This is a genomic window from Paenimyroides ummariense, assembly GCF_900115115.1.
Classification (GTDB): Bacteria; Bacteroidota; Bacteroidia; order Flavobacteriales; family Flavobacteriaceae; genus Flavobacterium; species Flavobacterium ummariense.
Map to the genome: position 1 here is coordinate 17,766 of NZ_FOVI01000002.1, position 11,927 is coordinate 29,692.

Consider the following 11,927-nt stretch of genomic DNA (forward strand, 5'->3'; position numbering starts at 1 on the left):
TGCAAAGGAGTTTTTGTTTCACGTGGAACATAAAATTATCTTCCCATGTGTATTAATAAAATGGATATATCAGAAGGTGCTACACCACTTATTCGCGATGCTTGAGAAATGGTAATTGGACGAATCTTTTTCAATTTTTCTTTCGCTTCAAACGACATTGATTTTATTTTATCATAATCGAAATTTTCAGGAATACGCACATCTTCTAATCTTGTTAATTTATCTGCATTATTTTTTTCTTTCTCTATATAACCCGAATATTTAACTTGAATAATTGCTTGTGAGATAATTTCTTCGTCTAAATTATTTTCTTCGATATAAGCTTTTACTTTATTGAACTGCAAAATATCATTATCTTCTAATTGCGGACGAGAAAAAACTTTAAACATTTTATCTGGTTGCTTCATTGGTTCGCTTCCCTTTTCTTCTAAAATTGGATTTGCTTCTTTCGGTTGAACCGAAGTTTCTTTAAAAAACTGAACAAAATTATTAGAAGTTTCTTGCTTATATTCCATTCTTTTTAATCGATCTTCCTTAGCCAAACCAATTTCAAATGCTTTTGGTGTTAATCTAAAATCGGCATTATCTTGGCGTAAAAGTGTTCTATATTCTGCACGCGATGTAAACATTCTGTATGGTTCTTCTGTACCCTTCGTAATTAAATCGTCGATTAAAACACCAATATATGCTTCATTTCTTTTTAAAATTAAAGGTTCTTTTTCCTGAACTTTTAACGCTGCATTTATACCAGCCATTAAACCTTGTGCAGCTGCTTCTTCATAACCGGTTGTACCGTTAATTTGTCCTGCAAAAAACAAACCCTCAACCAACTTAGTTTCTAAGGTATGTTTTAATTGTGTCGGCGGAAAATAATCGTATTCAATTGCGTATCCCGGACGGAAAAATTTCACATTTTCAAAACCTGCAACAGATCGTAACGCTTTAAATTGCACATCTTCTGGTAACGATGTAGAGAAACCATTCACATAAACTTCAACAGTATTCCAACCTTCTGGTTCAACAAATAATTGGTGACGTTCTTTATCTGCAAAACGATTAATTTTATCTTCGATTGAAGGACAATAACGAGGACCTAAACTTTTAATTCTTCCATTAAACATTGGGGAACGATCAAAGCCTTCACGAAGAAAATTATGTACTTCTGGCGATGTGTACGTCATATAACACGAACGCTGTTTTGACAATGGTTTTGTTACATCTGAATACGAAAATTTTTGAGGATTCACATCGCCAGGTTGTTCTTCCATTTTTGAATAATCTAACGAACGACCATCTACACGTGGCGGTGTTCCAGTCTTCATTCTACCCGATTCAAAGCCTACTTTTATTAAATCTTCGGTAATACCAAACGATGCACTTTCCCCTGCTCTACCACCACCAAATTGTTTATCACCAATATGTATCAATCCATTTAAAAAAGTTCCATTTGTAAGGATAACCGTATTCGATTTTATCTCGATTCCCAAACTGGTTTTTACACCAACAACCTTATTATTTTCGATCAAAATACCGGAAATCATTTCTTGGTAAAAATCTAAATTCGGAGTTCCTTCTAACATCAATCTCCATGTTTCAGCAAAAAGCATTCGGTCGCTTTGACAACGTGGCGACCACATCGCCGGACCTTTTGAAACGTTCAACATTTTAAATTGAATTGCAGAATTATCAGATACAATTCCTGAGTATCCACCAAGTGCATCAATCTCTCTAACTATTTGTCCTTTTGCAATTCCACCCATTGCAGGGTTACAACTCATTTGGGCAATATTCTGAAGACTCATTGTAACCAACAAAGTTTTCATTCCCATATTAGCGGCTGCAGCTGCAGCTTCGGAACCAGCATGACCAGCACCAACTACAACTACATCATATTTATCTTGAAATAAACTCATTGTTCCACGTGAAACATTAAATTAGTAATTAAAAAAATTATTGTTCCACGTGGAACATATTAATTTTTTCTTGTTCTTTAGATCGCATTAATAAAGTATCATCTTCGGTTTTATCTTTGTATCCACAATAGTGTAAGACACCGTGAGCTAATACACGTAATAATTCATTTTTAAACGATACCTCGTAATCTTTTGCATTATCCTCTACCCTTTCAACAGAAATAAAAATATCGCCTGAAATTAAATCGCCAATACAATAATCAAAACTAATAATATCTGTTAATGTATCGTGATTTAAATACTGCATGTTTATATTGTGCAAATATTCATCATCGCAAAAAATATAATTAATTTCGCCTGGTTCTTTACCTTCCGATTCAATAACAGCATCGATCCATTGTTCATATTCTAACTCGTTCTCTAACTGAAAATCGGTTTCGTAATTAAAAATCACCATAATTAAGCTTTAAAATACTTGCAAAGGTACAACGAAACTAAAAAAAGTTATATAAGATTATATTAAAATATATAAATATTTGATATTCAATAATTTAAATATAAATAAAGTAAATTAATTGTTATTTAGATATTACCAAATTGAAATAAAACAGTTTTCATTGTTAACAACATATTATTATTAAATAATTAAATTTTAAAATTTTAAAAAAAGATTTCTTCTTTATAATGCTTGTTAATATGTGGAATAAGTTTTTGGTAAAATGTTTTAAATTGTTACTTATTAAAAGTTGTTAACAATAACTTAATATAGCAATTTACTTAATATCAATGTATTTAAAAATTTGTGTTGATATATTGTTTCTATAACTAACAAAAAATACTAAAAAGTTTAGTTGTGAATAAGTGTTTATAAGTTGGTTAAAAGTGTGAATGTAACCGTTAATTATTTTCAATAAAAACTACACTTATTCACAAGAATAAACCTCCATAACAAAATTTTAAGATTATTTTATTATTAGTTGTTTAAAGTTATTCACACTTATTAACACAGGTTATTAATATCTAAAATAAGGTTATAAACAGTATATTTGCTTTACTTAAAAAAAAACAATGAAAAACATAGTATTAGTACTTGCAATGGCTGTTACAGGCTTGGTACACGGACAAAAAATGAAGGTTGCTTCGGGAAATTTCGATTTTTTAAAAGATCAAAAAGAAATAAACCTGCAAATGGATTATTCGGATATTAAATTCTGCAAAGAAAATATGAACGAAGAAGCTTATATTTTAAAAAGAGAAAAAGATATTTTGAAAGAAGGCAAAAATGAAACGGAAGTTGAAGCTTGGATTGCCGATTGGGAACATTCTAAAAAAACAACTTTTGTAGATAAGTTTTTAGCTTCAATGAACAAAAACACTTCAATTGTAACTTCTACAAACAATACGCAGGCAAAATATACTTTAACGGTTAAAACGGTATGGATTTATCCGGGTTGGTATGCAGGTGTTATGGCACAGCCATCAAAAGTTACTACAATTTTAATTTTTACCGAAACAAATAATCCTGATACAGTTTTATTGAAAATTGATAGTAAAGAAGCACCTGGAGATAATTTTGTTGGTGTACCTAATAATAACGATAGAATTGCCGAAGGATACGCTAAAACAGCTAAAACATTAGCTAAGAAAATAGAAAAAGAAATAAAATAGAAAAAGGATTCCTTAATTGGAATCCTTTTTTGTTTCGCGAATCATGTACGCCATATTTTTTATAATGTTATGATGTTTTGCTACAAACGTATTTTCTTTATTCCACACATAACCGGCTAAAACAGCACAAATTTTTCGTTTAACATCAGGGTTTTCGGGTTGATGGTAAAACAATTCTTGTAAATTGCCGGTATACCATTCTTTAACATACGTGGTAAAAACATCGATACCGTATTTCATGTATTCGGTATATTCTTTCTCCCAATTAACATCTTCCCCATTAATTTGTTTTAAAGCCAATTTTGCAGCTAAAATACCCGATTCGGTAGCAAAACATACACCCGAAGAAAATACAGGATCTAAAAATTCGGTACTGTTTCCTGTTAAGGCATATCCTTCACCGTAAAATTGAGAAACCGCTACAGAATAATTTTTTAAATGGATCGGATCAAATTCAAAAGGAAGTTTATCGAATCGTTTTACATAAAAATCAGAAAGTTTTATGGCATTTTTAATAGCTTCTTCAGGATTTCCTGTAGCCGATAATTTATCGATATAATCAGTAGGACCTACAATTCCAATGCTGGTATTTCCGTTAGAAAAAGGAATAACCCACAACCAAACTTCGGTTTCAATAATATCAAACGAAATCTGAGTTCCCTCTACTCCATCTGGTCGGTTTATATCTTTAACATGCGTAAAAATTGCCGAGTGCGGATCTAATTTAGAAGGAGATTCTAACTTTAAAATACGCGGTAATACACGCCCGTAACCACTGCAGTCAATTACAAATTTTGCATGTATCTGCGAAACTTTTCCGTTTTTATCTTTAATGGTAGTTACAGAATCTGTTCCGTAAAATTCTACATTGGTAACTTCGGTTTCAAAAGCAATATCAACTCCTTTACGTTGCAATTCATCGGTCATGGCTTTATCAAAATCGGCACGCGGAATCTGCCACGTCCAATCCCATCCTTCACCAAATTTATTGCTAAAATCAAAAATACAAATTTCTTTACCTCTAATAAAACGAGCTCCGGGCTTCTTTTCAAATCCGTAAGAATCAAGTGCTTCAAACAATCCGGCTTCATAAAAATGATCCATAACACGCGGTATCAAACTCTCGCCCACTACAATTCTCGGGAACTTTTGTTTTTCTACAACCTTAATCTTTGCACCCTGTTTTTGCAGATATCCCGCAGCAACACTTCCACTTGGACCTGCACCAATAATTAGGATATCAACATTTTCTGCTTTCATAGTAAAAAAGATAGTTTAATATTATATTTTTGCCATTGTAAAATGATGGTTCAAAATTACGAGAAATCAGTCATTTAATACATTTTAATCAAACAATTTTTAATGAAAGTTATTCGTGATTATTTAACAATAAATGATTTTGCTTCGGTTATTTTTAATAATGAAGCCATTACATTAGACGATTTACTTGTAAACCGTGTGGAAAAAAGTTTTAATTTTTTAAAATCGTTTTCGGCAAACAAAGTCATTTACGGTGTAAATACAGGTTTTGGTCCTATGGCGCAATACCGTATTCAGCCAGAAGATCAGTTGCAGTTACAATACAATTTAATTCGCAGCCATTCATCGGGTACAGGCAATCCGTTGTCACCTATCCATGTAAAAGCCGCAATTTTAGCGCGATTAAATACGCTGGCATTAGGAAAATCGGGTGTAAATATGACTGTGATTTCTTTAATGAAAGAATTGATAAACCGTAACATTACGCCTTTAATTTTTGCTCATGGAGGTGTTGGTGCAAGTGGCGATTTGGTTCAGCTGGCGCATTTAGCATTGATACTTATTGGCGAAGGCGAAGTTTTTTATAAAGGCGAACGCAGATCAACCCAAGAAGTTTTTAAGATGGAAGGTTTGCAACCGATTGATGTTAAAATTCGCGAAGGATTGGCATTGATGAACGGAACATCGGTAATGACAGGAATTGGTATTGTAAATGCGTTATTGACTGATAAATTGGTCGATTTTTCATTACAGGCATCTTGTATGATTAATGAAATCGTGCAGGCTTATGACGATCATTTGTCGCAAGAATTGAACAACACAAAATTACATAACGGACAGCAAGTTGTTGCCCAAAAAATGCGCAATCATTTAACCGATAGTAAATTAACACGTAACCGTCAGGAACATTTGTACAGCGGAGAAAATACCGAAGAAATTTTTAAAGAAAAAGTTCAGGAATATTATTCCATTCGTTGTGTACCGCAGATTTTAGGTCCAATTTACGATACCGTTTTATCGGTTAAAGATATTTTAGAAAAAGAAATAAATTCGGTAAACGACAATCCGGTGATCGATGTGGAAACTGAACAGGTTTACCACGGTGGGAATTTCCATGGCGACTATGTATCGTTAGAAATGGATAAATTAAAGTTGGTTGTTACAAAAATTTCCATGTTGGCAGAACGCCAGTTAAATTATTTGTTAAATTCAAAAATTAACGAAATACTGCCGCCATTTGTCAATCTGGGTAAATTAGGATTCAATTTTGGTATGCAAGGCGTACAGTTTACGGCAACATCAACCACGGCAGAAAATCAGGCATTATCAACATCAATGTACATTCACAGCATTCCGAACAATAACGATAATCAGGATATTGTAAGTATGGGAACCAATGCAGCCGTTATGTGCAGCAACGTGATCGAAAATACGTTTGAAGTGTTGGCAATTGAACTTATTACGATTATTCAGGCTATTGATGCGTTGAATTATCAAGATAAATTAAGCAGTTCGTCAAAGAAACTATATGAAGAAATTAGAAACATTGTACCCGTTTTTGCAGAAGATATGGTAATGTATCCTTATGTTAACAAGGTTAAGGAATTTTTAAAAAAATAGGCAGCAAATGAAGAAATGTGCTTTAGTTACAGGCGGATCTCGTGGAATTGGAAAAGCCATCTGCTTAAAATTGGCAAAGGATTTGCAGTACCATGTTTTGATAAATTATCAATCGAACGAAGCAGCTGCGTTAGAAACCAAACAATTGATTGAAAACGAAGGCGGATCGGCAGAAATAATTAGGTTTAATGTGGCGAGTTTAGAAGAAACTCAGGCTGCATTGAATTCTTGGAAAGAAACCAATCCTGAAGCTATTGTAGAAGTAATTGTGAACAATGCAGGCATTACACGCGACGGTTTGTTTATGTGGATGCAGCCAAACGATTGGAAAACCGTAATTGATACCAGCTTGAACGGTTTTTATAATGTTACCAATTTCTTTATTCAGGAAATGTTGCGTAGCAAATACGGTAGAATTATTAATATGGTTTCGGTTTCGGGTGTAAAAGGAACGCCGGGTCAAACCAATTATTCGGCTGCAAAAGGTGCGTTAGTAGCAGCTACAAAAGCATTAGCGCAAGAAGTAGCCAAACGCAAAATTACAGTAAATGCTGTTGCTCCGGGGTTTATTAAAACCGATATGACTGCAGATTTAGACGAAAAAGAACTAACAAAAATGATACCTGCCAACCGTTTTGGCGAAGCAGAAGAAGTAGCAGATTTAGTTGCTTTTCTGGCTTCAAAAAAATCAGGTTACATAACAGGTGAAATTATAAATATAAACGGAGGAATTTATTCATAATGAATAACAGAGTGGTGATAACCGGTATGGGAATTTATTCGTGCATCGGTACCAATTTACAAGAAGTTAAACAATCGTTATACGAAGGAAAATCGGGTATTGTGTTCGATGAAGAACGCAAAGAATACGGTTTTCGTTCGGCATTAACAGGTAAAGTTCCAACGCCCGATTTAAAGCCATTTTTAAGTCGCAGACAGCGTATTACCATTGGCGAAGAAACCGAATATGCCTATGTAGCAACCATGGAAGCTTTACAAAATGCTGGTATTTCTTTAGACGATTTCAATAAGCGTGAAATTGGTTTGATCTATGGAAACGACAGTGTTTCAAAAGCCATTATTGAAGCTACTGATATTGTTCGTGAAAAGAAAGATACCGCTTTAATAGGTTCCGGAGCTATTTTTAAGTCGATGAATTCTACAGTAACCATGAATTTATCAACTATTTTTAACATTACCGGCATTAACATGACCATTAGTGCAGCTTGTGCCAGCGGATCTCATGCCATTGGTTTGGGATACATGATGATTAAAAACGGATTACAAGATTTGGTCATCTGTGGTGGTGCACAGGAAATCAACAAATACGGAATGGCAAGTTTCGATGGTTTGGGTGTTTTTTCGCCTCGTGAGAATGAACCTGCAAAAGCATGCCGCCCGTTCGATGCTGCTCGCGATGGATTGGTTCCAAGCGGCGGAGGTGCTACAATTATTATTGAAAGTTTAGATAGCGCTTTGGCTCGCGGTGCAAACATTATTGCAGAAATTGTAGGCTACGGATTTTCATCAAACGGCGGACATATTTCAACTCCGAATGTCGATGGTCCTGCAACAGCTATGCGCAAAGCCTTACAACAAGCAGGTTTAAACGCAGCCGATATTCAATACATCAACGCACATGCAACATCAACACCCGTTGGTGATGCAAATGAAGCACAAGCAATCGATGAAGTTTTTGGAGCAACAAAACCGTATGTTTCAAGCACCAAATCAATGACGGGTCATGAATGCTGGATGGCAGGTGCAAGCGAGATTATTTATTCTACCATTATGATGAATGAAGGATTTATCGCACCAAATATAAACTATGAAACACCCGATGAACATTCGGCAAAGCTGAATATTGCCACCAAAACAATTAATAAAGATTTTGACGTATATTTGTCGAATTCTTTCGGATTTGGAGGAACAAATTCGGCAGTAATCGTTAAAAAATATAAATAAATATTTTACCACATAGAAACAATATTTTTTTAGTGTGCGTACATAGTTGTAAAAATTTAAGGTTTTGAAATTAAGTACTTAAAGCTATAAGATTTCTATGTATCTATGTTGTAAATAAATAATAAAACACACAAATGAAGATTGAGGAGATCATCGATAAAGTAAACGAAATTTTAGTTGAAGAATTCGAAGTTGATGCAGAGGTAATCGAAGCCGATAAAAATTTAAAACAAACTTTAGATTTAGACAGCTTGGATTATGTGGATTTGGTTGTAATAATCGAATCAAATTTTGGCGTGAAATTAGTCGAAGCCGATTTTGTAGGAATGATAACTTTTCAAGATTTCTACAACATCATCAACAATAAAATAGCTGCTAAAAACGCTTAAAAATGACCCAATGGAGCGGAAAATCTAAAGGAACAATTTTAGGTTACAAAATATTTGTTTATTGCATAAAAAAGCTGGGAATACGTGCTGCTTACAGCGTTTTGGTATTCGTGGCTTTTTATTATTTTGTGGCGTACCCTACTTCTTTTAAAGCCATGTTTTCGTATTTCCGCCACCGCCAACAGTTTTCGTTTTTTAAAGCCGTTTTTGCCGTTTACAAAAGCTATTTTACCTTCGGTCAGGTGCTGATTGATAAAATAGCTATTTCGGCTGGTTTACGCAATAAATTTACTTTTGATTTCGATGGAATTGATATTTTAAAGCAATTGCTAAGCGAAGGAAAAGGCGGAATTTTAATCAGCGCGCATATTGGAAATTTTGAAATTGCCGAAAAGTTTTTTGCCGATATCGATTTTAACTGTCAGATCCACATTGTAACCGTAGATCAGGAACATTCGGTAATAAAGCAGTATTTAGAAAGCATCACAGACGAAAAACCTAACGTGCAGTTTATTTATGTAAAAGAAGACATGTCGCACATTTTCGAAATCAACGATGCGCTTTCTAAAAATCATTTAATTTGTTTTACGGGCGATCGATATTTTGATCAATCAAGAACAATGCAGGCAGAATTATTAGCGAAAGAAGCACATTTTCCTGCAGGAACTTTTATGCTGGCATCGCGGTTAAAAACACCTGTTGCTTACGTGTATGTTATGAAAGAACCTAATTTGCATTACCATTTATACACGCGACGTGCACCCGAATTTAAACACCGCGATGCACAGGCAGTTTTAAACAGTTATACCGATAGCGTTTCGCAAATGTTGAAAAAATATCCGTATCAATGGTTTAATTATTTCGATTTTTGGAAGGATTAAAGATCATCTGATATCTATATATCAACAATGGATAAAAAATCCTGCAAAACGTAAAATGCTTTTAAAAGTTTTTAAAGGCTATTTATTCACAGCCATTTGGTTTTATCGCAATTGTTCATTTAATTGAATTAATTTTGTTTCCAATTCTGTATTTTAGCACTCAGAAAAAGAAAATGTATTTCCAAGGAATAGCGTAATGTCAGCAAAAGTTTATATCAATAAAATAGAGAAATTTCTACCAAATAATCCTGTTTCAAACGATGAAATGGAGCATATTTTGGGCGAAATCAACAACACACCATCAAAATCGCGTCGGTTAATTTTGCGCAACAACGGTATAAAAACACGTTATTATGCGTTAGATCAGCAGCAAAACGTCACGCACAACAATGCACAATTAACCGCTATAGCAATAAATAAACTGGTTGCCGACGATTTTTCTCTAAACGATGTTGAAATTCTATCCTGCGGAACTTCAACTCCCGACGTATTGTTACCGTCGCACGCGGCAATGGTTCACGGTTTACTTAAAAACAAGTCGGTAGAACTTAATTCCTCATCAGGTATTTGTTGTTCGGGCATGAACGCTTTAAAATACGGTTATTTGGCTATTAAAGCCGAAACCGCAAAAAATGCAGTTTGCACAGGATCTGAACGTGTATCAACCTGGATGATGGCAAATAAATTCGAAGCTGAAATTGCTAATTTAGAAGCGTTAGAAGAGCAACCAATTTTAGCTTTTAAGAAAGATTTTTTACGTTGGATGTTATCAGACGGTGCCGGAGCCATGTTGTTGGAAAACCAACCAAAAGGTTCATTATCACTTGAAATTCTTTGGATGGAAAACTATTCGTATGCACATGAGCTGGAAACCTGTATGTACGCGGGTGGAGAAAAACAAGCTAACGGATCTGTTAAAGCATGGAGTGAATATTCGGTAGAAGAATGGAAAAACGAATCGGTTTTTTCGTTAAAGCAAGATGTAAAAATACTAGACGAATTCATCCTTAAAAAAGGTGTGGAAAGTATGGGCAATGCCATGCAGAAACATCATATAAATCCTAACGATATTACTTATTTTCTGCCGCATATTTCATCGATTTTCTTCAAAGATAAATTGTATGAATCTTTTAAAAATGCCGGTTTGGAAATTGCTAAAGAAAAATGGTTCATAAATCTGCCAAAAGTTGGCAATGTGGGGTCAGCATCGATTTATTTAATGTTAGAAGAGCTTTATCATTCCAACAAATTAAAAAGCGGCGATACCATTATGTTGTCCGTTCCCGAAAGTGGTCGATTTTCTTATGCTTACGCATTTTTAAAAGTGGTTTAGCATGAAAGTATCGTTCCCTATAACATCGGCAGAAATCCTTTTAAAATGCATTCCGCAACGCAACCCTATTGTTATGGTTGATACGCTTTATGCTTTTAATGACAACAAAGTTTCAGCAGGATTATTTGTTGCCACCACCGGATTATTTATAAAAAACACTACATTGCAAGAACCCGGTTTAATAGAACACATGGCGCAAACAGTGGCATTGCACACCGGTTTTGGGTTTTATGTAAAAAACCAGCAGGCACCAATGGGTTACATTGGCAGTATTGCAAACCTTAAAATTAACCGCTTGCCCATTGCAGGCGAAAATATACATACCACAGCAACTATTCTACAAGAATTTGCCGGTATAACGCTTGTTGATATTATTTGCCAGATCAACAGCGAAACAATTGCAACCGCACAAATGAAAACCGTAATTGCCAAATGATGAATTCTGAAAAAGCATATATCGACATAAAAAATTATCTGCCGCATTTACAACCTATGTTAATGGTTGATGCTATTGAACATATATGTTTAGAACGAGTTTTAACGCATTTTGAAATAAAAGCCGATTGTATTTTTATTGAAGATAATTGTTTGTCTGCTTCGGGATTGATCGAAAACGCAGCGCAAACCTGTTCATCAATTTCAGGGCAGCATTATTTTGATAAAGAACCATCGGCAGAATCTCAAGGAAATCCGGGGATTTTAGGTTTTATAAGTTCGATCAAAAAAATTACCATTCATAAATTGCCCGAAATAGGAACAAAAATTCAAACCGAAGCCAATTTGGTTGCACAGGTTCAAATGCCCGAATATTCTATTTGCACGTTAAAAGTTACTGCATATCATTTAGATACGTTATTTTTGGAAGGCGAAATGAATTTATTCTTACAAAAAAATTAAG

General features: G+C 34.4%; 12 protein-coding genes. 9 read left to right on the plus strand and 3 right to left on the minus strand.

Translation table 11 applies throughout. The features are described 5' to 3' along the window. Positions 1-35: 35 nt before the first annotated feature. Together mnmG and ybeY are read right to left on the minus strand one after the other, a co-directional pair. Entirely contained in the window at positions 36-1,913 is a 1,878-nt protein-coding gene (mnmG, locus tag BM253_RS01770) for a tRNA uridine-5-carboxymethylaminomethyl(34) synthesis enzyme MnmG (RefSeq protein ID WP_091518125.1), read from the minus strand. A gap of 37 nt (positions 1,914-1,950) precedes the next feature. Beyond that, entirely contained in the window at positions 1,951-2,370 is a 420-nt protein-coding gene (ybeY, locus tag BM253_RS01775; protein WP_091518128.1) for an rRNA maturation RNase YbeY, read from the minus strand. 611 nt (positions 2,371-2,981) lie between these two features. Between ybeY and BM253_RS01780 the strand changes: the two genes are divergently transcribed. Then, positions 2,982-3,581, plus strand: a complete 600-nt coding sequence (locus tag BM253_RS01780; RefSeq protein ID WP_091518131.1) for a hypothetical protein — start codon at positions 2,982-2,984, stop codon at positions 3,579-3,581. A 12-nt stretch (positions 3,582-3,593) separates the two neighbouring features. On the opposite strand, the gene BM253_RS01785 is transcribed toward BM253_RS01780, so the two are convergent. Beyond that, entirely contained in the window at positions 3,594-4,841 is a 1,248-nt protein-coding gene (locus BM253_RS01785; RefSeq protein WP_091518132.1) for an NAD(P)/FAD-dependent oxidoreductase, read from the minus strand. 102 nt (positions 4,842-4,943) lie between these two features. On the opposite strand from BM253_RS01785, the gene BM253_RS01790 reads away from it, so the two are divergent. The 8 genes from BM253_RS01790 to BM253_RS01825 all read left to right on the plus strand — a co-directional run bounded on the left by BM253_RS01790 (position 4,944) and on the right by BM253_RS01825 (position 11,926). Further along, positions 4,944-6,461, plus strand: a complete 1,518-nt coding sequence (locus BM253_RS01790; protein WP_091518133.1) for a flexirubin biosynthesis tyrosine ammonia-lyase FlxA — start codon at positions 4,944-4,946, stop codon at positions 6,459-6,461. Between the two features lie 7 nt (positions 6,462-6,468). Beyond that, positions 6,469-7,203, plus strand: coding sequence for a flexirubin biosynthesis SDR family reductase FlxB (fabG, locus tag BM253_RS01795; RefSeq protein ID WP_091518134.1), 735 nt, complete (start codon positions 6,469-6,471; stop codon positions 7,201-7,203). After that, a complete protein-coding gene (locus tag BM253_RS01800; RefSeq protein WP_091518135.1) occupies positions 7,203-8,426 on the plus strand; it encodes a beta-ketoacyl-[acyl-carrier-protein] synthase family protein in 1,224 nt (407 codons plus the stop codon). The genes fabG and BM253_RS01800 overlap by 1 nt, the downstream gene beginning before the upstream one ends. A gap of 134 nt (positions 8,427-8,560) precedes the next feature. Beyond that, positions 8,561-8,815 carry an acyl carrier protein gene (locus tag BM253_RS01805; protein ID WP_091518136.1) on the plus strand — a complete coding sequence of 85 codons (255 nt, stop codon included), beginning with the start codon at positions 8,561-8,563 and terminating at the stop codon, positions 8,813-8,815. Between the two features lie 2 nt (positions 8,816-8,817). Continuing rightward, positions 8,818-9,696 (plus strand): LpxL/LpxP family acyltransferase, encoded by an 879-nt coding sequence (locus BM253_RS01810; protein WP_091518139.1) that lies wholly within the window; start codon positions 8,818-8,820, stop codon positions 9,694-9,696. A gap of 196 nt (positions 9,697-9,892) precedes the next feature. After that, the gene (locus tag BM253_RS01815; RefSeq protein WP_091518141.1) at positions 9,893-11,029 is read left to right on the plus strand and encodes a dialkylresorcinol biosynthesis protein DarB; all 1,137 of its coding nucleotides are present in this window, start codon (positions 9,893-9,895) and stop codon (positions 11,027-11,029) included. 1 nt (position 11,030) lies between these two features. Continuing rightward, the gene (locus tag BM253_RS01820; RefSeq protein WP_091518145.1) at positions 11,031-11,465 is read left to right on the plus strand and encodes a hotdog family protein; all 435 of its coding nucleotides are present in this window, start codon (positions 11,031-11,033) and stop codon (positions 11,463-11,465) included. Continuing rightward, complete coding sequence (locus tag BM253_RS01825; protein ID WP_245758425.1) at positions 11,462-11,926, plus strand: hotdog family protein; 465 nt, start codon at positions 11,462-11,464, stop codon at positions 11,924-11,926. Before BM253_RS01820 ends, BM253_RS01825 begins: the two co-directional genes overlap by 4 nt. Position 11,927: the final 1 nt, after the last annotated feature.

Bases quoted from the DNA above. Each gene is read 5' to 3' on its own strand.
- mnmG (WP_091518125.1), bottom strand. From the start codon at position 1,913: ATGAGTTTATTTCAAGATAAATATGATGTAGTTGTAGTTGGTGCTGGT.
- ybeY (WP_091518128.1), bottom strand. From the start codon at position 2,370: ATGGTGATTTTTAATTACGAAACCGATTTTCAGTTAGAGAACGAGTTA.
- BM253_RS01780 (WP_091518131.1), top strand. From the start codon at position 2,982: ATGAAAAACATAGTATTAGTACTTGCAATGGCTGTTACAGGCTTGGTA.
- BM253_RS01785 (WP_091518132.1), bottom strand. From the start codon at position 4,841: ATGAAAGCAGAAAATGTTGATATCCTAATTATTGGTGCAGGTCCAAGT.
- BM253_RS01790 (WP_091518133.1), top strand. From the start codon at position 4,944: ATGAAAGTTATTCGTGATTATTTAACAATAAATGATTTTGCTTCGGTT.
- fabG (WP_091518134.1), top strand. From the start codon at position 6,469: ATGAAGAAATGTGCTTTAGTTACAGGCGGATCTCGTGGAATTGGAAAA.
- BM253_RS01800 (WP_091518135.1), top strand. From the start codon at position 7,203: ATGAATAACAGAGTGGTGATAACCGGTATGGGAATTTATTCGTGCATC.
- BM253_RS01805 (WP_091518136.1), top strand. From the start codon at position 8,561: ATGAAGATTGAGGAGATCATCGATAAAGTAAACGAAATTTTAGTTGAA.
- BM253_RS01810 (WP_091518139.1), top strand. From the start codon at position 8,818: ATGACCCAATGGAGCGGAAAATCTAAAGGAACAATTTTAGGTTACAAA.
- BM253_RS01815 (WP_091518141.1), top strand. From the start codon at position 9,893: ATGTCAGCAAAAGTTTATATCAATAAAATAGAGAAATTTCTACCAAAT.
- BM253_RS01820 (WP_091518145.1), top strand. From the start codon at position 11,031: ATGAAAGTATCGTTCCCTATAACATCGGCAGAAATCCTTTTAAAATGC.
- BM253_RS01825 (WP_245758425.1), top strand. From the start codon at position 11,462: ATGATGAATTCTGAAAAAGCATATATCGACATAAAAAATTATCTGCCG.